The organism is Aquimarina latercula DSM 2041 (genome assembly GCF_000430645.1).
GTDB lineage: Bacteria > Bacteroidota > Bacteroidia > Flavobacteriales > Flavobacteriaceae > Aquimarina > Aquimarina latercula.
The window spans coordinates 782,762-804,982 of the sequence record NZ_AUMK01000003.1 but is presented as its reverse complement, the minus strand read 5'-3'; the positions used below and the strand labels follow the sequence as shown (position 1 = coordinate 804,982).

The 22,221-nt window shown below is 31.5% G+C and carries 20 protein-coding genes; 12 read left to right on the top strand and 8 right to left on the bottom strand.

What is annotated here, in order from left to right:
• The first annotated feature begins 45 nt into the window (after positions 1-45).
• Positions 46-807: an MBL fold metallo-hydrolase gene (locus H526_RS0103755; RefSeq protein ID WP_027391763.1), complete on the top strand. Its 762-nt coding sequence runs from the start codon at positions 46-48 to the stop codon at positions 805-807.
• Positions 808-871: 64 nt separating this feature from the next.
• On the top strand, positions 872-1,327 hold the full coding sequence (locus H526_RS0103750; protein ID WP_245591179.1) for a hypothetical protein: 456 nt from the start codon (positions 872-874) through the stop codon (positions 1,325-1,327).
• A 92-nt stretch (positions 1,328-1,419) separates the two neighbouring features.
• Here the strand turns inward: H526_RS0103750 and H526_RS28190 are convergent, their stop codons facing one another.
• The gene (locus H526_RS28190) at positions 1,420-4,284 is read right to left on the bottom strand and encodes an esterase-like activity of phytase family protein (protein WP_081415536.1); all 2,865 of its coding nucleotides are present in this window, start codon (positions 4,282-4,284) and stop codon (positions 1,420-1,422) included.
• A 331-nt stretch (positions 4,285-4,615) separates the two neighbouring features.
• Between H526_RS28190 and H526_RS28185 the strand changes: the two genes are divergently transcribed.
• From H526_RS28185 to H526_RS0103725, 4 genes are read left to right on the top strand one after another with little or no spacing between them, the layout of a single operon-like run.
• A complete protein-coding gene (locus H526_RS28185) occupies positions 4,616-7,021 on the top strand; it encodes a glycoside hydrolase family 31 protein (protein ID WP_035084245.1) in 2,406 nt (801 codons plus the stop codon).
• 50 nt (positions 7,022-7,071) lie between these two features.
• Positions 7,072-7,608: a GNAT family N-acetyltransferase gene (locus H526_RS28180; protein WP_051335954.1), complete on the top strand. Its 537-nt coding sequence runs from the start codon at positions 7,072-7,074 to the stop codon at positions 7,606-7,608.
• Between the two features lie 24 nt (positions 7,609-7,632).
• Entirely contained in the window at positions 7,633-8,022 is a 390-nt protein-coding gene (locus tag H526_RS0103730) for a hypothetical protein (protein ID WP_027391761.1), read from the top strand.
• 18 nt (positions 8,023-8,040) lie between these two features.
• On the top strand, positions 8,041-8,967 hold the full coding sequence (locus H526_RS0103725; RefSeq protein WP_027391760.1) for an AraC family transcriptional regulator: 927 nt from the start codon (positions 8,041-8,043) through the stop codon (positions 8,965-8,967).
• Positions 8,968-9,019: 52 nt separating this feature from the next.
• Here the strand turns inward: H526_RS0103725 and H526_RS0103720 are convergent, their stop codons facing one another.
• A complete protein-coding gene (locus H526_RS0103720; protein WP_147404223.1) occupies positions 9,020-9,562 on the bottom strand; it encodes a hypothetical protein in 543 nt (180 codons plus the stop codon).
• Positions 9,563-9,682: 120 nt separating this feature from the next.
• Between H526_RS0103720 and H526_RS0103715 the strand changes: the two genes are divergently transcribed.
• Together H526_RS0103715 and H526_RS0103710 are read left to right on the top strand one after the other, a co-directional pair.
• Positions 9,683-10,117 (top strand): SRPBCC family protein, encoded by a 435-nt coding sequence (locus tag H526_RS0103715; RefSeq protein WP_027391758.1) that lies wholly within the window; start codon positions 9,683-9,685, stop codon positions 10,115-10,117.
• A 41-nt stretch (positions 10,118-10,158) separates the two neighbouring features.
• On the top strand, positions 10,159-10,752 hold the full coding sequence (locus H526_RS0103710) for a YdeI/OmpD-associated family protein (protein WP_027391757.1): 594 nt from the start codon (positions 10,159-10,161) through the stop codon (positions 10,750-10,752).
• A 10-nt stretch (positions 10,753-10,762) separates the two neighbouring features.
• On the opposite strand, the gene H526_RS0103705 is transcribed toward H526_RS0103710, so the two are convergent.
• The 3 genes from H526_RS0103705 to H526_RS0103695 all read right to left on the bottom strand — a co-directional run bounded on the left by H526_RS0103705 (position 10,763) and on the right by H526_RS0103695 (position 14,868).
• Entirely contained in the window at positions 10,763-13,297 is a 2,535-nt protein-coding gene (locus tag H526_RS0103705; protein WP_027391756.1) for a PQQ-dependent sugar dehydrogenase, read from the bottom strand.
• 72 nt (positions 13,298-13,369) lie between these two features.
• Positions 13,370-14,029, bottom strand: a complete 660-nt coding sequence (locus H526_RS0103700) for an alpha/beta hydrolase (protein ID WP_027391755.1) — start codon at positions 14,027-14,029, stop codon at positions 13,370-13,372.
• 32 nt (positions 14,030-14,061) lie between these two features.
• Positions 14,062-14,868 carry a hypothetical protein gene (locus H526_RS0103695; protein ID WP_027391754.1) on the bottom strand — a complete coding sequence of 269 codons (807 nt, stop codon included), beginning with the start codon at positions 14,866-14,868 and terminating at the stop codon, positions 14,062-14,064.
• A gap of 611 nt (positions 14,869-15,479) precedes the next feature.
• On the opposite strand from H526_RS0103695, the gene H526_RS0103690 reads away from it, so the two are divergent.
• The 4 genes from H526_RS0103690 to H526_RS0103675 all read left to right on the top strand — a co-directional run bounded on the left by H526_RS0103690 (position 15,480) and on the right by H526_RS0103675 (position 18,679).
• Positions 15,480-15,833, top strand: coding sequence for a hypothetical protein (locus tag H526_RS0103690; RefSeq protein ID WP_027391753.1), 354 nt, complete (start codon positions 15,480-15,482; stop codon positions 15,831-15,833).
• A 28-nt stretch (positions 15,834-15,861) separates the two neighbouring features.
• The gene (locus H526_RS0103685) at positions 15,862-16,731 is read left to right on the top strand and encodes a type IV pili methyl-accepting chemotaxis transducer N-terminal domain-containing protein (protein ID WP_027391752.1); all 870 of its coding nucleotides are present in this window, start codon (positions 15,862-15,864) and stop codon (positions 16,729-16,731) included.
• 97 nt (positions 16,732-16,828) lie between these two features.
• Positions 16,829-18,136: an alginate export family protein gene (locus H526_RS0103680; RefSeq protein ID WP_027391751.1), complete on the top strand. Its 1,308-nt coding sequence runs from the start codon at positions 16,829-16,831 to the stop codon at positions 18,134-18,136.
• A 195-nt stretch (positions 18,137-18,331) separates the two neighbouring features.
• Positions 18,332-18,679, top strand: a complete 348-nt coding sequence (locus tag H526_RS0103675) for a hypothetical protein (protein WP_147404069.1) — start codon at positions 18,332-18,334, stop codon at positions 18,677-18,679.
• Between the two features lie 18 nt (positions 18,680-18,697).
• Here H526_RS0103675 and H526_RS0103670 read toward each other — a convergent pair whose 3' ends face one another.
• The 3 genes from H526_RS0103670 to H526_RS0103660 are packed head-to-tail and all read right to left on the bottom strand — an operon-like array spanning position 18,698 to position 22,215.
• The gene (locus H526_RS0103670) at positions 18,698-19,027 is read right to left on the bottom strand and encodes a magnetosome magnetite crystal formation protein family (RefSeq protein ID WP_027391749.1); all 330 of its coding nucleotides are present in this window, start codon (positions 19,025-19,027) and stop codon (positions 18,698-18,700) included.
• A gap of 12 nt (positions 19,028-19,039) precedes the next feature.
• Positions 19,040-20,293: a dihydroorotase gene (locus H526_RS0103665; protein ID WP_027391748.1), complete on the bottom strand. Its 1,254-nt coding sequence runs from the start codon at positions 20,291-20,293 to the stop codon at positions 19,040-19,042.
• Positions 20,290-22,215 (bottom strand): vWA domain-containing protein, encoded by a 1,926-nt coding sequence (locus H526_RS0103660; protein ID WP_027391747.1) that lies wholly within the window; start codon positions 22,213-22,215, stop codon positions 20,290-20,292. The genes H526_RS0103665 and H526_RS0103660 overlap by 4 nt, the downstream gene beginning before the upstream one ends.
• Positions 22,216-22,221 lie beyond the last annotated feature (6 nt).

Sequence of the window (22,221 nt, the reverse complement as noted above, 5' to 3'; positions counted from 1 at the left end):
GAGCAAAAAAATTATAATTACATTTGCCTTTAGTCAATATGCGATATGGAAGTTACATTTCTTGGTACAGGAACATCACAAGGAATTCCGATAATAGGAAGTACACATCCTGTATGCCTTAGTAAGTATCAAAAAGATAAGAGATTACGTGTGTCGGTCTTAGTCTCATGGGACGAGTATCAGTATGTAATAGATTGCGGTCCTGATTTTAGACAACAAATGCTGACAAATGAAGTAGATAGGATTGATGGGATAATTTTTACTCATGAACATGCCGATCATACGATGGGAATGGATGATATACGGCCATTTTTTTTTAGACAAGGAGATATTCCTGTATATGCGCATAAAAGAGTATTAAATGCTTTAAGAACAAGATTTAGTTATATATTTTCATCAGAAAATAAATATCCAGGAGCACCCAGTGTTATAGAAAATGAACTAACTAACCAACCATTTTCACTGGGCAACCTGGATGTGATCCCGATAGATTTAATGCACAATCGATTACAAGTTTTTGGCTTTAGATTTAAAGATTTTGCTTATCTAACTGATGTAAAAACCATTGAGAAGAAGGAAACCGAAAAATTAAAAGGGGTGAAAGTATTGGTGGTAAATGCTCTCAGAATTGAGCCGCATCACTCTCATTTTAATTTAGAAGAAGCATTAGAGTTTATTGATGAAGTAAAGCCTGAAAAGGCATATCTTACGCATATAAGCCATATGCTTGGGTTTCATGAAGAAGTACAACAACAATTACCAGAAAACGTTTTTTTAGCCTACGATAATTTAAAAATTACAATCTAATATGCGAAGTAGAATATTTCTTTACCTATTTATTTTTTCAGTTTTATTCATATTATTTCAATTTATGAATGCTAAAAAAGCCAAGGAATCTTATGATGGTAAGATAGATAACTTGATGGCTAAAATAGAAGAGAAGGAAGATGAGTTAAAATCTAGAGATGCAGAAAAAGATTCATTAATAGATAAAATTTTAGAACTAACTTATTTTTCATTAGATAGTGATGAAGAAGCTATTAATTATTTTGAAGAGCAAGGATATGATGCAAAAAAGTTAGAGTTAACTATTAGTGACCAAATCATAAGTCAAAATAAAGCAGGAGCTGATAATCCAATTGTTCCTTTTGAGGGAATGGAGGGTAATATGGCAATTAATAAAGTAAGATTATTAAATCATAAATGGATCATAGCAGATTTTACAGATGGAGTTTATTGGGGGCAATTATTTATTATTTATGATGTTAGAAAAGATGGAGTAGTGGATTTCGAAGTTGAACAATCATTCTTATACCCTAAAAATTAAGAGATATTACGAGTATAAATAAAAAGACCTGCTTAATATGGCAGGTCTTTTTTTTGGTTATTAATGCTAGTAAGTTGGTTAATTTTAAGTTTTTATTTTTTTACTAACTTTTTCTTTATAAATTCTCCATCAGCTTGGATAATTGCAATATATATTCCTGTAGATACATCAGCACCACTATCGGCTTTACCATCCCATATATATTCAAAACCATTTTCATTTGTTTTAGTAGAATTTATTTGTTTAACTAAGTTTCCTGCCAAATCAAATATATCAATACTTACTACGCTTATCTTTTCATTTATAGAAGAGAAAGTCACCTTGTTGGTAAAAGTGTTAGGATATGTTTTAAAATCGTCTTCTTTAAATCTTAATACAGTATCTTTCTTGTTGTACCAAGGCAATCCTAATCGTTGGTCTAACCACAGTAAAATAAACTCATTGTCATCAGGTAACCCTTCACCAACATGTCGACCAACACTAAATGGATAGTTATTATCATTTAGAACACCAATCAAAAACGGATTAAGAACTACAACACTTTCTATAGTAACAAAAGGAAAAGCAAATTCTCTACCAATTCCTATATCTCCAGGTAATCCAGGTTCTGAAATTCTCCTAGGATCTCTAATGTTCAATAAGTCTACATTAAGTCTTTTTTGAACCATCGTAGAATCTTCGTCTAGTTCTATTTCATAAATAGCTTTGAACCCTTCAAGATCTCCTTGAGATCCATCTCTCTCGATTATTAATCCTCTTTGTCTACTAAACATTACAAAATCACCAATTGCAGAAGCTCTTTCGTTAAGTGGATATTCATATTTTTTATTGGTATAAGATTTACTAGCAAGATTAAATTCGTGGATTAATAGATTGTTATTTTCGCTACCTTCTAGCGGTTTTTCTAGCAATGGTAATAATGTGGTATTATCTGTAGTTAAAGCCATTCCTTCGAAACCACCACTTTGTTTTACATTAAATGGAGTGTCTAATTTTGTCACTCGATATGGCCAGTACATTCCTGCTAACCAAGGAGTATTTTCTCCATTTTGATCTTGTAAGTTGGTACCATCGCCAGCATCTCCAACTTTAGGGAAATCACCAAATAAGCAAACCGTTCTAATTTCTGGATACTGAGCTTGTGAAAGTAATAGTGTTCTAAAATCAAAACTTTGTATATCTGCACGATCCGTTAATTCATTCGCAACAATAATATCAGCAATTGCTTTGGTAAATATTTCCGGACCAAAAGTTCTCTCAGCAAAAATATCACCTCGATCATCTAGATCTGTTCTTGGATTAATTTTGGTTTCTATATTAAAACGAACTTTAGATGCGTTCATCCAACGTTTCGTAGCTTCAGGGTGAGAAGATCCTTCTCCATTTTTATAATAGTTAACATAAAACTCTACAAAATCAAATAATTGTTGTAATGATGGTATTACGTAAGGATCAATAAATCCTTTTTCATTTGCAAAAGCTACAGCAACAGGAGAGAGTGAAAGATCATTGGTTTGTGCAGGTCTACCGGCTAAGATTTTGTCTGCAATAAATGTTTTTTGGATACTGTCTAATGTAAGATTCTTTACCAATACTTCATCTTCATATTCATATGGAGTGCCATCTACTTTTCTTGTTTTTGCCGCTTCTATATGTGGGTCGTGATCTAGTACAGGGATTCCGTCTAAAGTGATTCCACAGTCTGTTTCTAATGTAGGCATCAAATAATCTAATGCTGCTTCCATAGATGGTATGGTGTTTTCTGGACGTAAATTTCTAGCTCCACGATGTCCTTGTGCATCAAAAAGAGTAACATCAATAAGTCCATTATCATCCATATAATCAGCGCGACCGTCTTGGTTCTTATCAAAATTTTGTACAGCTTCTAATAAAAGGTCGGGGCGATCTGAAATAATTCCTTGTAAGTCTAGGTCCAACAAACGATTCATGTTTTCTGTATCGTTAACGGTGTATACAACTACTGGATGACCAGCACGATTTAAAGAAGAAACATTAAATAATTCACTTGATGCTTCTACCAATCCATTGGCAGTTGTCATTCTACTTCCTACTACCGTAGTTTCATCATTATCATCTAACATAACAAACCAAGGTGACATTACTGGGGCTTTACTACCATTAGCTTGTGCATGCGCCCTCATAGCATTCATAATTCTAATAGCACTCGCTTCTTCACTAAATGGATTTTGTGGAGAACGTAATTCTTTACCGGCATTATCTAGATCAGGTAGAGGATAAGGAGCGTCTATTAATACCCCATTTTGATCAAAATGTAATAAGAAAGGTCCAAATTCATCTCCGATCCAATAATCTCCATTAGTAGTTCTTTGGATAGATTCAATATCAAAGTCTGCACCGGTTAAAACTCTATCTTGGCTAAAATGATTCGTAATTGCAAATGGAATTAGTCCATTAGGATCTTTTAGTTCGGTATATTCTAATACTTGAATATCTCCCTCTCCTCTTCTAAAAAAAGTTTCAAATCTAGGTTTGATTTTGTATAAACGTAAATTATAATCCGAAGAATTCTCAATACTTCCAAAACCATTATCTGACATTGCAGTAAAAGTTCCGTCCATATTATTTAAGACAGCAGAAAATCCTTGGATAGGTTGCTTGTTATCAAAAGGAAGGTTTTGCTCATTAATAGGTCCATTACCAATTAAAAGACCAGAGGTAGGACCTTCAGAGAAACTAGCTGCATCTAAAACTGCTCTGGAGAATAGTAAGTCTCCAAAGTTTCTAAAAGATTTTCCTTTTCCTTTTGCATAAATTTCTTGACCATAATAATTGTCCTTAGGTAAATCAAATTGTGGAGTTGTTTTATCTTTTTTGGTTTGTGCAAAAGAAGAAAATGAAAGTAGAAAGCCTAAGCAGACATAGATAGATAATGATTTTTTGTGTCTACTTACCATAGTGTAAGGATGATTTTTCATGTGTAATACGATTAAGATTAAATTGGTTATTAATACCCTAAAAGTAATCTTTCGGTATTACCAAAATGTTTAGTCTATCTCAACAAATGTTTAGGTTAAGGTTAGGTATTTTATGTTAATGCTTTTACTGTATGAAATCGATTACGATATGATTAAACTAATTCTATTTAGTTACGAAAACGTTATAGTGAAGTATTGTGATTTTTATTGTGTTTTTTTGTTTTGAATGAAAATTCAATAATTCGGTATCGTCATCAGTTGTTGTATCCTTATTTTAAAGGTATTCTAGTATATTTGAATCTTATCAACATTAGAAAATACCCATTACATAATGAAGTCAAGATTATTTTTCTTTTTCCTTTCCGGAGTAGTAACATTTTTAGCGTTTTCTTGTAAACCTAATGCGAGTGATTTTATAACCAATATCGATAGCTATAAAAAAGATGGTTTTATTGAGGTTTCTAGAGAGAATGGGAAATACCTTATAAAACTATATTCTAATAAAATTATAGAAACTTCATTTATTCCAAATGGAGAAACGTTTAACCCGCAATCTCATGCGGTTATTTTAGAAAATGGAATTGTTGCTAACGTAGAGGAAACTGATAAAAGTATTGTATACGGCGATTCTGATGGGATCAGTGTTCATATAACAAAAGAACCATTTCATATTTCTTATATATATAACGGAAAAGAATTAATCTCAGAGAACAAGGGATATCTTAAAACAGATTCTACAGAAATATTGAATTTTAATTTAGATAAAGATGAAGTTATTTATGGTGCAGGAGCAAGAGTAGTAGGAATGAATAGAAGAGGTAATCGTTTGCAATTATATAATAGAGCGCATTATGGTTATGAAACTCGTGCTGAATTAATGAATTATACGATGCCTTTAGTACTATCATCTAAAAAATATGCAGTTCATTTTGATAATGCTCCGATCGGTTTTCTTGATATTGATAGTAAAAAAGATAATACATTGAGTTACGAAACGATCAATGGAAGAAAGACATATCAAGTTGTAGCTGGTGATGATTGGAAAGATTTAATGAATCAGTATACTGATCTAACAGGAAAACAACCATTACCTCCGCGATGGGCTTTTGGTAATTTTGCAAGTCGTTTTGGATATCATTCAGAAAAGGAAACTAAGGAAACTATAGCGAAATTTAAAAGTGATTCTATTCCCTTAGATGCAGTAATTCTAGATATTTATTGGTTTGGAAAAGACATCAAAGGGCATATGGGAAATCTAGAGTTTTTGAAAGATTCATTTCCTAACCCTAAACAAATGATCAATGATTTCAAAAACCAAGGTGTAAAAACCATTTTAATAACAGAACCTTTTGTTTTATCAACATCCAAAAAATGGGAAGAAGCTGTAACTGAAAAAGTTCTTGGTAAAGATTCATTAGGAAATCCTTTTAGATATGATTTCTATTTTGGAAACACTGGAATTATTGATATTTATGATCAAAAAGGTAAAGATTGGTTTTGGAATATTTATAAAACATATACTAAAGAATATGGAGTCTCAGGATGGTGGGGAGATCTTGGTGAACCTGAAGTTCATCCATCATCATTGTTACATGCCACAGGATCTGCTGACGAAGTTCATAATATTTACGGACACGATTGGGCGAGATTAGTTCAAGAAGGGTACCAAAAAGATTTCCCTAATCAACGACCTTTTATTTTGATGCGTGCTGGATATTCTGGATCACAACGATTTGGGATGATTCCTTGGTCGGGAGATGTTAATAGAAGTTGGGGTGGTTTACAACCTCAAACCGAAATAGCCTTATCAATGGGGATTCAAGGATTGGGATATATGCATTCGGATCTAGGTGGTTTTGCTGGAGGAGAAAAATTTGACGCAGAACTATATACTCGGTGGTTACAGTATGGAGTTTTTCAACCTATTTATAGACCACATGCTCAAGAACATATTGCACCAGAACCAGTTTTTCATGATAAAAAAACAAAAGAATTAGCGAAAAAGAGTATAGAAATGAGATATCAAATGCTTCCATATAATTATACGTTAGCTTTTGAAAATAATCAAACAGGAGTTCCGTTAATGCGACCTTTGTTTTTTGAAGATTCTGAGGCTAAAGAATTACAAACGGTTTCTAATACTTACTTGTGGGGAGACAGTTTCTTAGTTTCTCCAATAGTAAAATCTGGGGTAGCATCTAAGGATGTTTATTTTCCTAAGGGATCTAATTGGTATGATTTTTATACAGGTGAAAAATATGAAGGAGGTAGATATATTACTATAGAAACCGAAGAGGATCATATTCCTGTATTTGTAAAAGCAGGTGCATTTATTCCTATGGTAGAGACTATCCAGAATACAGAATTATATAATACTAAGGAGCTTACGTTACATTATTATCACGATGTTCAAACGAGTTCTAGTTTTGGGAAATTATATGATGATGATGGAAATACGCCAAATGCCTATGAAAAAGGTAAGTATGAGATTTTAAGTTTCAATAGTAAGAATGTAGATGATACACTTTCTATAAATTTAAAGTCTGAAACAGGCAATGATTATGCTAAAATCAGTCGTAAACTATCATTAATTATTCATAATATAAAAACTGCTCCAGCATCTGTTAAGGTAGGAGATAAGATAGTTGAAACTGATTGGAACGAGAAAGAAAACCTATTAACAGTTACGCTTGAATGGAACTCTAGTGTGATAGAACAATTGAGTATAACATTTTAGGTATATTTATATTCTCAATAGGGTATGCCTAAAATATTATAATCAATAAAGTGAAGGTTTTAATAGAAACAGAAAGATTATTATTAAGAGAAATTACTCTTGATGACATAGAAGTACTATACAATCTGCATTCTAATCCTGCCGTACAAAAGTATACAGGAGAACCTGTAGTAAAATCTAGGGAAGAAATAAAAAAAGCCATAGAAACAAGAATTATTGATTATAAAAAATATGGATATGGTAGATGGGCTACTATTTTAAAAAAAGGAAATAAATTTGTAGGATGGTCAGGATTGGCATACTTGCCAGAATTTGATGAAATTGATTTAGGATATAGGTTCTTACCTGAATATTGGGGATTGGGTATAGCAACAGAGGCATCTCGTGCAATTTTAGAGTATGGCTTTGATTCCCTTAAACTAAAAAAGATAATTGCAATTGCATTTAAAGATAATAAAGCATCGATCAGAGTGATGGAAAAAGTTGGAATGGAGTTCGATAAATTTGCTCCTTATGAACCTAATAGTGAAGACGCAATCTGGTATTGGTGTAATAAAGAACTTATAACAAAAAGTAGGTCATATTAAAAGATAGTATTGTTTATCGAATGTATGGGAGAATATAAAAATTCTAAATGGTACATAAAAGCCAGTAATGAACTAACAAAAAAGTATGGTGATATTCCTCCGCCTTGGATATACGGACCTAATCTTCATCCGTATAGTATCGGTTGGAGAATGGGAGGAGGAGAAACTCACATAATGATTTTAAATGAATGGTTGGATCAAGAAGTTTTAAATTTTGACGATCGTATAACGTATTTAAGAAAATATCCAGCCCCAGCAAGATGGTATCAGTGGATTATACATTTTTTGTGGAATGTTGATACATATGAATTTGAAGAATCTGATTATATACCATATTTTGAAAAACTTGAAAAGTTAGGTTTTAAAAACACCACTGATTTTATTAAAGATTTTGATCGAGATGACTTGGATTAATTTTAAGAAAATATTTTAATGAAATTTAATTCAAAAGAACAATCAAATAAAGAATATATAAATAGAATTAATCTTGTTCTTATTTATATTGATGAGCATTTAGACGAGGATTTATCCTTAGAATCAGTTGCGAAGGTTGCACTGTATTCTCCATTTCATTTTCATAGAATTTTTAAGGCCGTAATAGGTGAGACACTGAATTCCTATGTAAATAGAAGACGTATTGAAAAAATCGCTTTAGAGCTTATGCATAAAAATGAAGTTAGTATTGCTGAGCTATCGCTTCAATATGGTTTTAGTAGTAATTCTTCATTCACTAGAGCTTTTAAAAGTTTTTATGGAGTAAGTCCGACCGATTTTAGAAAACAACTTCCTAGTAAGTTTAGCAAGATTAGTAAAGTAGAAAGCAAGATTGGACAAGAGGAATCGATTTTTGAAAAATACATTTGTAACATTAATAATCATTTAAATTGGATTAAAATGAATGCAAAAATCGAAGTAAAAGAAGTACCAGAATTACATTTTGCAAGTATTACTCATATTGGGATAGAAGGGATAGGAAATGTTTTTGAAAAGTTAATAAAATGGGGGACATCTAAAGGAATTATGGAAACCCCTGATACTAAAATGGCAAGAATATTTCATGATAGTTTCAAGGTAACATCACCAGATAAAGTTAGAATGAGTGTTTGTATATTGATGAACGAACCTTTTGTTTCTGAAGGTGAAATCAGCCCAGTTATTATTAAAAAGGGGAGAAATATTGTTGGTCATTTTGAAATCACTCCCGAAGATTTTGAAAAAGCCTGGAGTAGTCTTTTTGTTTGGATGAACGAGCAAGGGTATAAGAAATCAGAGGTGACTCCATTTGAAATATATCATAATGATTTCAGAAATCATCCAGAGAACAAATGCTTAGTTGACTTTTATATACCAATACATTAAAATTCTTTTAAAAGCCCTAGTGAGTAACGAGTTTATGGTATATGATTTGGTTTTATTTTTTAAATAATAGAGATCTGTAATCGCTGGTTGCGAGATATTCTTTTCTAAGTTGTCTGAGAAATACAACAATCTCATCTCTTTTTACATAACTTTCTTTAAGACAATCCATAAACTCTTCATCATTAACGGTAAGTACTAGATACCATTTTCCACTGCGACTTGTGTAAGAATTCTCTAAAACTGGTTCTAAATTATTGTTTTCTAATGCTGCATCGATTACCAAGGGTGCTAGGTTGATTGTTTTTGTGGTTCTCTCTACTTCGTTAAAAGAGAGGTAATATGTTATGTTATTTACTATGAAAGGAACATTCCATTGAACGTCTTTATTATCTAATTTAAATTTGTAATTAATATAGTCGTAAAATTCATTTTCATTTTTGGGATCTTCGAAAATAAAGGAATTTCTTTTGGGAAGCCCTTTCTTAAACTTTTTAGCAACCATTACTTTATCTTCTTTAATTGTAGGTGCTATTTTAGTAGGAAAGCAAGCTGAGAATAAGAATAGGATAAAGACAAAATAAAGTAACGTTCTCATGAGTTGATTGTTTTTTTGATAATTGATCAAATTCAATGCCATAGTATTTTTTTGTTAATACATATAACTTGTTTAATTTAGTAAAGCTAATAAATAATTGAAATTTAATTATTTAAGATAATGAAAGTTACTGATGAACCCATAATTATTGAAGAATATTACAATGTTCCTGAAAATAAAGTCTGGAGAGCAATAACAGGTGTAAAGGAAATGAAATTCTGGTTTTTTGATGCTATTAGATCATTTAAACCAGAAGTTGGTTTTAAAACCCAATTCTTAGTGCGGGTCGAAGATAGAAATTATACACATTGTTGGGAAATAACCGAAGTAATACTCAATAAAAAAATCACATACACTTGGAGCTATGTAGAGTATCCGGGTGATGCATTTGTGACTTTTGAGTTGTATAAGGAAGATAATCGAACTAGACTTAAGTTATCCCTGGTAGTAACAGAAGATTTTCCGTCTAATGTTCCTGAATTTACTAGAGATAGTTGTATCGCAGGTTGGAATTATTTTTTAGGACAAAGATTAAAAGAATACTTAGCAGAGTAAAATTTATTTTAGAGAGAAAATAGAACTATATTTTTTGTGTTTTGGAAAATAGTAAAACAGTGGATGTTTTTATTAACAGTAAGTTACACTGGAAAAAAAGCCTGGAATTATTAAGATCAATTATGATTTCTACAGAAATGAAGGAAACAATAAAATGGGGTACACCAACATATACGATAGATGGTAAGAATGTAATAGGTTTGACAGCATTTAAATCCTATGTAGGGATATGGTTTCATCAAGGAGTGTTTCTAAAAGATGATCAAGGTAAATTGATTAATGCACAAGAAGGAAAGACAAAAGGTTTGCGACAATGGAGATTTTCTTCTTATGAAGAAATAGAAAAAGACTTAGTGTTACAATACGTTCTTGAAGCGATACAAAATCAAAAAGATGGTAAAGAAATAATAATTAAAAAACCTTCAACCAATATTAATGTACCAGAAGAGTTAAAAGTAATTTTAGAAGCTAATAAGGATCTAAAAAATAGTTTTGAGAAGTTGCCTCGGTTTAAACAAAAAGAATACGCAGAATATATTACTAATGCAAAACGAGATACTACCAAAGCTACGAGGTTAGAAAAAATAACACCTATGATCTTAAGAGGAGTTGGTCTTGGGGATAAATATCGTTAAAATTTGCTTTCTATTTTTTAATGATCTTTAAAGTCTTTTTGTCTTTTAATTTCAAAAAGTACATACCGGTAGCATACCCAGAAATATCGATAGTAGTACTTTTTCCTTTATTAATTATTTTGCCGATATTATTAGTAAGTATCCACTCGTTTTCTTTAGGTAATTGTACTATGCCACTAGTTGGATTAGGGTATAAAAAGGTGGTTGGTTCATTTGTTTCAGGAATAGTTAAAGTATTCTCGGATATCCATTGCGCAGTATTGCTAGCATTGATAGCTCCTGCAGTAGAGAAATTACCGCCAGCAAAAACAGTATTAATACCTTCATTATCGGATGCAAAACTCATGGTGTTTATTTTAATATCTACTCCAACATTAATATCAGTACCTAATGCTTCCCAACCATTTGTTTCATTCCATCTTGCGATATTATTAACAATAACACTATTATTAGTATCAATATTGGCAGTGTCAAAAGCACCAGCGACGTATAAATTATTTCCATCGTGAATTAATGTGTTTACTATATTATTCACTCCATTATTAACAGATGACCAAGTAGTATTGCTTTTATTCCATCTTGCTATTCTATTAACAGTTTGACCACCTGCTATAGAAAAATTACCTCCAATAAACACTTCTGTTGGAGTTATTGCGATTGCCTCTACAAAACCACTAGTTCCTGTACCTAATGCTCCCCAGTTAGTTCCATTCCAAGTAGCAATTCTATTCGCAGTAACGTTTCCAGCTTCGTCAAAATTTCCACCTACATATAGTATTCCGTCTGTGTCTAATGCCAATGATCTTACTTCATTATTTGTTCCTGCTATTCCACTAGTTACATCAGTTAATGCTGACCAAGTTGTGCCATTCCATACTGCAATATTTCTTACAGTATTGCCATTTATTGTTTCAAAAACACCTCCAGCATATACGTTGTTATTATCATCAATTTCAATAGACGCTATTGTTCCATCTATTCCTGATCCTAATGCAGACCAGTTGTTCCCATTCCAGACGGCTATATTTTGTGCAGAAACACCTCCTATTTCAGTAAAAGCTCCTCCAGCATATAAATTGCCATTAGAAGAAATTTTAAGTGTATTAATAGTTCCATTAGATCCAGTACCTAGCGATCTCCATCCAGATGAATCATTCCAAACGGCGATATTATTAGCGCTTATATTTCCTACTTCACTAAAAGTTCCAGCGTGATATACATCGCCATTAGTATCTGTTACGATAGCTTGAATGACTCCATTGGGAACTCCTTGATTTAATGATTGCCATTGTCCAATACCACTTATAGCAGTTCCCGGTGTTGTGGTCGTTCCATCCACTAGTTTATAGATTTGTGCACTACTTCCATAATCACTAAAATATAGTTCACCATTTTTATCTACTCCAAAAGAAGAAACAAACTCACCAGATGTATTAAATAATAATGTACTGTTAGCTGTTCCAGAAGAAGGGTTATAATCCAGTACCCAAACTCTTCCACTTACATAATCTCCAAAAATATATTTAGAGTTAATATCAGGATTTAGACTCGTGATCTCTGAGCCTCGATACACATAGCCACCAGTTATGGAACGATCTCCTTGATTTCGGTTATAAAAATGAACCGGAAAAACAGTAGGTTCATTGATGGTTACATTACTATTAGCCACAGAATTGGCTTCAAATCGACTCCAACCATAGTTTTTTCCATTTTCAATTATATTTACCTCTTCAAAAGCACCCTGACCTACATCAGCACCCCATAATCTTCCAGTTTCATTATCAAATGAAAATTTCCAAGTGTTTCTAATTCCATAGGCATATATTTCATCTAATCCATCAGAATTGGCAAAAGGGTTATCACTTGGAATTTCATAATTACCATTTGGTAAATCTGGATTCGTTTCTACTGGATTATTTCCGTCTAAATCTACATCGATACGAAGAATACTACCAAAAACAGTATTTTTATTTTGTCCATTCCCTTCAGGATCATTTCCACCTCCACCATCACCAATAGATATATAAAGATATTCATCTAGGCCAAAAGCAATTTTACCTCCATTGTGATTGCTATTATTCTGATTTTTATCGAACTGAAAAATCACCAATTCACTATCTGGATCGACAAAGTTAGAATTAGAAGTACTTACCGTAAACCGAGAAAGTACCATTCTTACCGATATGCCTGACACTGGGCTATCCGTGGTGTAGTAGGTGTAAAAATATCCATTAGTCTCATAATCAGGATGAAAAGCCAATCCTAATAACCCAACTTCTTGACCGTCTCTAAAACGTACACGATCTGATATGTCTAAAAAGGTATCTACACTATTAGCTCCTACATTATTAACCCGCGGAAAAACTTTAATTCTTCCTCTTTGTTCAACAATATACATTCGATCTGTTCCATCATTGGGGGATTGTATTTCAACAGGAAATTCAAAATCTATATTTGGAAAAACAGTTTCATACGTAATCTGCGCATTACCTAAAAAGGTAATAGTTAAGAATACGAAAACAAGTAGTGAGGATAGTGTTTTCATGTTTGGAGTTTGAGATAAGTGTCTTTATTCCAACGAAAAAAACTATCGCTTATTATGGTTTATATTACTTTTCTAAATATGATTAGTCAACCATTCTTTAAATTGATAAAAATTGCGAGGATCGACTCCGTGACCAACTGGAAATTCGTTTAGTGAAGTATGTATTCCTAACTCTTTTAATTTTACAGGAGCTTTTCTCGCCCAATCTATAGGAATTACTTGATCGACACTACCGTGTGAACAGTATATGTTAAGTTTTGAAAAATCATTGTTTTCATAACCTTCTTTAAGGATATCTTCATTTAAATAGCCACTTAATGCTATCACATTTTTTACTTTCTTAGGGTATGATAGTGCTACAGAATAGCTAAGAATTGTACCTTGACTAAAACCAAGTAGAGTTACATTGGTAGGATCTAAATTATAGGTTGCGACAGCTTCATCTATAAATGTTGCTATTTTATCTCGTGACTCAATAGCTTGTACATCATCACTAAACTTTCCTTGCGCGGCATCAAAATAGATGGCATACCAAGCATTACCATAGGGTTGCATTGGATAGGGAGCTCTAACAGAAATTATAAATACTTCTTCTTGTAATTCTGAAGCAAAAGAAAACAAATCATTTTCGTCACTTCCATATCCGTGAAACATAAATAAAACAGGTGCTTTATCTTTTTTAATAGTTGGTTCTTTAATGATATGATGTAATGATAAAGTTTTGACTTCCATCTTCTTTTAGCTAAGGTTCAATTTTATTGAAGTTATTTTAGTTGTAAATGTATATGATCATCGTGCCTTACTGCTTGACAACCATGAAATCGAATTTTAGGATGTTGCACCCCTAATCTATTTTTTAGATGAGGTTCTATAAAAACTTTCCCTACTTCTTTCTGATTTACAATTGTCAAAAGTAAATCTTTTGTTGCTTTTTTTGAAAACTTAAGTTGATTATTTGAAATTCCAAAAGTCAAGTATTTAGCAAAATCATATTGCCAGTATCCTTTTTTCTTGCATACTTTAATTTGATCATATTCTTTAGAATTTGGGCCTTCATAGATACCATACCCAAAAAGCGCAGGTTTTTTATTAGTGATCTGATCGCTACTGTTAGTATAAATAAAAGAGAGATCAATTTTTTTACCATCATTATGACTAAGGTGAGGAGGTAATGGAAATCCGTTAATAAAAGGGAAATTAGCATCTAGATATATGAGCTTAATTTTATTATTATTTTCACTTACAGTTTTAGCTATGTTTTGTAAGGCGATATTTAATTCTGGAGTTACATAATTTCTATTGCATAATTTGGTAAAAAAAGTACACGACGTTATAAGATCATTATCTCTAATTTTTTCTCTCCCAAATAAAGGAGCGAGATATGGTACAATTAAAAATGTACTAAATATATATAAACCAATAAACCAGCTAATTTTTTTTAATCGATAACTTTTGATGTTTTTCGAGATCATAAATTCTGAAATAAAGAAAAGCAGTCCACCAATTTGTGTGAATATAGTTAAAGCACAGATTATTAAAATTTTTGAAATTGTTTTAGATAGTCTCTTCATAAACACTATAAGGTAATTTTGTTAGTTAGTTTTGGTAGGATTAAGCTTACAAATACTTTTTTTCTAAATAATTGATAACGAGATTTTTGTGTTTCTTATTTTACAACAAGATATTTTTCTTGGATTAATTAGATTCATTTTAAGCGTTTAAATCAGTTTTTTTAACGAGACCGTGTTAAACATAAGTTAAAATTATGTTAAAAACGTATCAAAATTACGGTTTACCCGTAAGCTTGATCTAGTTTTAGATAATATTAAAAATGATTTGTATGTAAAATAAACTTTATGAATGCTCTTAGTAACTATTTAGTAAATCAAATATTTAAAGTTATGACTGCCATAATAATTTTTAAATAAACAGTGTTTTTTGGCATAAACCAATTTTATATTATCTAACGAATATTACAGGTTGTTATATAAATTTTCCAATAAACTTAAAATAAGCGCTACTAAACTTATTAAAAGTGTATTATATCGAAGATATATGTGTTTAATCGGATTTTGAAATAGTTTTGTTTCAGTTATTCAAAATAATTTACGGTTAAACCGTAAATTTCCTATAATGGAATATTAAGTAAAATATTAATCTTTAATACCAAATCCCAAACTTTATGAAAAAAATTACCTACTTACTATTACTATCTATATGTTTTAGTTTTACACAAACCGAGGATAGTTATCAAATGACTATCACAAAAATTTCTGATGCATATAATGCAAAAGATGCTAATTCCCTTTTTGGACTGTTTTCTTCAGATTTACAGTCTTCTTTTACATTGGACAAAGTAACGAGTTTTATTACTGATAATCAGGCTAAAAAAGGAACGATGGGAGAATCTTCTTTTTTAATGGATGACGATGGTAACAAACGTTATTTAATGGAATTCGAAAATTCTTCTACAATTCTAGTTTTAGGACTATCATCCGATAATAAAATCACCCATTTATCCTTAGAGGAATATTAAAATTAATCTCAATTATAAAAATTAAACAATGAAAAAAAATTTTACATTTAAGTCTATAATGTTACTATTCTTATTTGGAATAGTGGCGTCGAGCACAAATACAATAAGTGCACAACAAAACATAAAATACGGAATGTTAACCTTTAATAAAGCGGTTAATATTTCTGGAAAGCAAAGAATGCTAAGTCAAAAAATGGCTAAGTCCTACCTGTATTTAGTAGAAAACCCTAGTGATGCAAAAGTTAAGAGGGACCTTTTGACTAGTAAAATTATCTTCGAGAAACAGAATGGTATTATCAATCAGAATTCTAGTTATAAGGTAACTAAAGATAGAATTACAAAGGTAAATGGTATTTGGGTAGAGTTTAAAAAGCTTATAGAGAGTACTCCAAATTATGATAATGCAAAAAAGATTATTGATTTAAATACAGATTTACTAAAAGCAACCAATGATGTGGTATCTGCTGTTATTGTGGAATCAAAAGGAGCTAATAAAAACGATCAAGATCTTTTAGAGGATGACGGTTCTGGTGAATCCGATTTAGAGCTTAAGCAAATTATTAATATGGCAGGAAGACAACGTATGCTTTCTCAAAGATTAGCATTGTATTATTTTGCAAATCAAACCACATTGAAGACAAAGAATTCTGAACAGATGTTGAATAACGTATTTAATGAAATTGATGGTGCTATAACTATGTTATTGATTTCTAATTTTAATAATGAGAAAATTGATGAAAAGTTAGGGCTTGCAATGACCAAGTGGGAGAGTGTTAAAAACAATAAAAAGAAGCTAATGAATCAAGGGTTTAAGCCTTCTGAAATGTATAAAATCAGTAATGACTTAACAAAAGCTTTTAACACAGTTACAGGTTTATATGAAAAAGTGAAAATATAAATTATAACTAACACCTGTTATTTAAATGGGGAAAAAAGCGTATTTTAAACAAGTTTTTAATACGTTTTTTTTATTTAATTTTTTAAAACCAATTCATATGAAAAAAAGACTACAATTATTAATGTGTGCTTTATTGCTAATTGGTAGTATAAAGGCCCAAGAACTTAGTATTGATGCAGACATAAGACCCAGAGCAGAATATTTACGTGGTTTCGGGAATCTTGTTCCATCAGGAGTAGATGCAGCTATATTTGTACAACAACGTTCTCGATTAAAATTTGGATATACTGCAGATAAGTTTTCTACATATCTTAGTGTGCAGGATGTTAGTGTTTGGGGTGATACTCCTCAGATAGCTGCTGCTGACAACAACAGTAGTTTTTCCTTAGCTCAAGCTTGGATTAATTTTAAGTTTGGTAGTGGATGGTCGACAAAAATAGGTCGACAAGCACTGTCTTATGATGATCAGAGAATACTTGGTGGATTGGATTGGGCAATGCAAGGAAGGTTTCATGATGCAGCTTTGATTAAGTATAAAAATGAAAGTGGCCTAAAACTAGATTTTGGTTTTTCTTTTAATCAAAATGGAGTAAGTAGAATAAACACCTTATTTGATCCTAATAATGATGGTAATGTAAGAGCTGTATTTGATTACAAAGGAATGGCTTATGCTTGGTTACATAAAGACTGGGCTAAATTTTCTGGGAGTTTTCTTTTTGTAAATAATTCTTATCAGAATTTGGATACCGATGGTCAAACTCCAATTGATGGCACCGTAAATAGACAAACCTTTGGTACACATTTAGTTGCAAAACCTGCTAAAGGATTAAAAATAGCTTTAAACTTATATGCACAAACCGGTAAGTTTACAGAAACAGTTGATTTATCGGCATATAACGCCGGTCTAGAGGTTACCTATAAACCAGGAAAAACTTTATTCGGAATAGGTGGAGAACTACTTAGTGGTGATGATAATGGAGGGACAGATGGCGAGATTACATCCTTCTTCCCAATTTTTGGAACGAATCATAAATTTAATGGATATATGGATTACTTTTATGTAGGGAATCATGCCAATAGTGTAGGATTACAAGATATATATGCTAAAGCTGTTATCAAAACTGGTAAAAGCAGTAGTTTATTAGCAAAACTTCACTATTTCTCTGCTGCAGAAGATATTGCAGGAACTGATGATACTTACTTAGGTACAGAACTAGATTTAGTTTTTACTCAAAAAATACTACCATATGCTACCTTAAAAATAGGGTACTCTCAGATGTTTGCTGGTGATAGTATGGAAATTCTAAAAGGAGTTGCTGATCCTAGCGGATTACAAAACTGGGGATGGGCAATGCTAGTTGTAAAACCAAACTTCCTAAAATGGAGTCCAAAACCAAAACAATAGCATATAATAACAATACCATAATTCAAAACCTGCGAAATCAGTTTCACAGGTTTTTTTATATATTATTTTGAAATTCTTAATTTACAATACTGATAATTACGTAATTCTCATTGCTTAAATACGTGTTAATACTTAATTTCGATAATTATTAGTGGAATATTCCCTAAATTTAAGCTCCTTAAAATGAATTTAATGATGAAAAAAGTAATCTATTTTAGTCTGTTTTTCTGTTTCCATATTGGTGTTTCCCAGACAGATGTTGATTATGAAAGTACAATGAAGACTATAATTAGTTCGTATAACGCTAATGATGCTCAGAAAATCTTTGATCAATTTTCTGCGGACTTACAGACTACATTTACTTTAGATAAAGTAAAGGAGTTTGTCGCCAAAAATATGGATAGTCAAGGTAAATTTTCAGAATTTGATTTAATGGATCAAGATGAAGGTTATAGGTATCTAGTACAATCAGATAGTGATTCTGTAATACTAGTTATCGCGCTTTCTCCTGATTTGAAACTCACTAAATTTCTTATGGAATAAATAATTATATAGTGTTATTTATTTCACGAATGTAAACCATTCTTGAAAATAGGGTCCTACAATTGGAACAGTTTTTTGTTCTTCTCTTATAGCGGTTATTAAACCAAAAACCCAAAGTACGAAGATAAAAATGTAAAAGGAAGAGGAAATTATCCAAGAATCGAACATACTTACTAATGCTCCTAACAGATAAAAACCTATATTAATTCCTAAAGCTTGTCTAATATGAAAAGTAGCAAATTTGTTTTTGTTATCTTGATTCATAAAGAGCGCTATAATAGTACCTATAATAGTTATATATGCTATTATAGCTGCAGTTTTACCTTGTTTTTCGTAATCTGATTGCATGAGAATAGGTGTTTATTTTAGTACTATTTGTCCGTTAGAAATAATTCCATACGTATTACCTTTCGTAGCTTTTTCTAAAAATGCACTATTTTTAGAAGTAGATCCTATGTGTTCTTCTTTAAATATGGAACTTCCTTTTGAGGTAAATAATGATAAGTTAGCTTTATTTCCCTTATCTATGGAATCCGTTTCAATTCCAAATATGGATTTTCCTTTGGTAAGTAGTGATATAGTATGATTAATATCTAGTATATTATTTAGGATTCCGAAAGCACTTTCTAAACCTATTGTTCCATACATAGCGTTATCAAATTCTACTTTTTTATTTTCGACATCTATTGGTTGATGATCACTTGTAACCATATCTATTGTTCCGTCTTTAACTCCTTCAATTAAAGCGTTTACATCTTTTCTTGTTCGTAACGGCGGTAGTATCTTGTAATTTGTGTCAAAACTTGTTAATTCTTCATCAGTAAGAGATAGATGATGAACAGAAACACTACAAGTTACATTTAATTTATTTGATTTTGCTTCTCTAATTAATTGAACTGATTTTGCAGTCGAAATTGTCGGAATATGTAACTTTCCTCCGGTATATTCTAAAAGGAAAAGGTCTCTGCATATCTGTAATTCTTCTGCCAATGCAGGAATACCTTTAAGTCCAAGTAATGTACTTTGTTTTTCTTCGTGTACCATACCTTTTCCAGCAATACTCGTATCCTGAGGAAAAGAAAGTACTAATCCATCAAAATTCTGAGCATATAGAAGAGCAATCTTTAGTAGGTTTGGATTTTTGATAGGTTTTTTATAATCTCCAAAAGCAATGGCTCCAGCTTGTTTCATATCATAAAGCTCTGCCAAGTCAATACCTTCGGATTTTGTTGTAAGAGAACCGATAGGATATAGATCTACGGCGTTTTGTAGAGATTTTCCTTTCAGAAAACCTACAGAAGCACTGGTGTCAATTATGGGAAGCGTGTTTGGGTTTAATCCAATACTAGTAAAACCGCTTTTTGCAGCTACCTCCAGTCCATTTGTTATTGTTTCTCGTTCTTCATACCCAGGTTCGCCAAAACTTACGCTACTATCAAACCATCCTTGAGAAACGTGTAATGTATCTAATTTAATTTCCTCTACATTTTCTGTTATTTCGATTAACGAATCGATATCTTTAATGATTCCATTTTCGATAAGAATATCTACTGTTTGATTATGAAAGGGCGATGATGGATCAAAAATAGTAGCTGCCTTTAATAAGAAATTCATTTGAGATATTTTAATAATAAGATTTCAATTAATAAGAAAATCAAAGCAAAAATAATAAACCATTTCCAAAGTTCGTTAATACTAGTTTCTTCTTTTATTTGCTCGAACAGAGTGGTTACAGAATCGCTTACCTCATATTCTTTGTTTGTAGAGAGGTTATAGTATTGTAAATCACTTTCTAAAGTATTGTAATTATAACCCACATGCTGAATCAATTTTTCTTTGTCCTTAAGAGCATAAATACCGGCTTTAGAAGGTACCTCGTCTGTTGTAATTCGAACTTTGGTAGCAAAACTCTGTTGTAATGGAATACTACTTTCTTCATTTGATTCTAATGATAAAATTCCATCTTGTCCTAACGAAATGGGAACATCATAGGTGTTTACTTGTCCTATGTTATAAGAAATATCAGAAAGTTTTAGACTTTGTTTTCCAATGTTGTATAAAGTGGGAACAATTAATGGAGAGTTCTTAAAATTAGAGTTCTCATTATTAATAGGCGCAGTAAATACGTACATGGATTTTGTTACATATAAAAAGGGACTACTATCCTCAAAAGATAAGATTGTATTATTTGCAGTAGTCTGATAGTAAGAATTTACCTTTGGGTACTGAAAATTGGTTATTCTTTTATCAAAAACCCCTTTGTATAAGGGATGAGAAAAATTGATTCCTGTAATTTTCTTTTCTTGAATACTTTTTGCTATTAAACTTTCCGAAGAAAAACTATTTATAAACTGTTGGTATGATGCAAGATTTCCATCCGCTGCTGGAATAAAACAAATAGTACCTCCCAGATCTTTAAAAGACTTAAGAGCATTAATTAGTGAAACAGGAATTTGCTTAATCTCGTTGATTAATACAAGATTGGCATTACCAATATCATTATAGTTTAACTCATCTATTTTGGCGCTAATTAATAAAAACTCATCGGATGTATAAATGTTTTTTATAAAATTATCACTAGTTTCATTAATAGCTACCACTTTTATTTTTTCGGGAGTATTAATGGTAAAATATCGATAATTGTCAAAGTTTAATGAAGGATCTTCTATAACAATACGGCCGTTAATTTTAGTATTCTCATCAACTCTAAATTCTGTAGAGGTTTTACTGTTTTTAGGAATAGAAGCTGTTGTTTTCGCAACTAGTTTTTCTCCATTATAAAAAGCAACAGAAATATTATCAGCACGTGCATCAGTATTACTTAATAAAACATTTAGAACCATTTCATTATTTTCATCTCTACTTAGAGAAAGACTATCAATAGCGATATTCTGGCGAGTTACAGGTGTTAATTTTATAAGATTTGTTTTGGTTTCTACGTCAGTAGGTATGTCAAAAACTTCCTCTTTTTGTTGAAAATCTGAAACCATAATGATACGCTTTATAGTTTCGGGAGAATTACCTAAAAGCTGTTTTCCCTTTAAGTATGCAGCACTATATGCTATTTGATTCGAAGTATATTCTAGTTGTAGTAAGTCATTTCGGATATCCTTTTTGGTAACCTCTTTAAAAGTTTCTGTATTTGTAAATATGGAAACAACTTCATCTTCTGATAAAGAGCTAAGCAATTCCTGAATCGCTCTCTGCAGCAATGGGCCTTTAGAACCTTTGGCTTGCATACTAAAAGAATTGTCTAGATAAATAACAGTTTCACTTTTTTTTCCAACGATTTCTTCTGAAGCTAAAAATGGTTGAGCAAAAGCAATAATAAGTGCTGCAAATGCTAATAACCTAGCTAATAGGGTTAACCATTTTTTAATTTGTGAACTCTTACGAGTCTGAATGGTAACCGCTTTTAGAAATTGTACATTAGTAAAAGGTACTTTTTGAAAACGTCTTAATTGAAATAAATGAACAATAATAGGAATAAGAAGGGCAAATAAAGCATAAAGAAATTCTGGGTGTTTAAATTGCATTCTTGA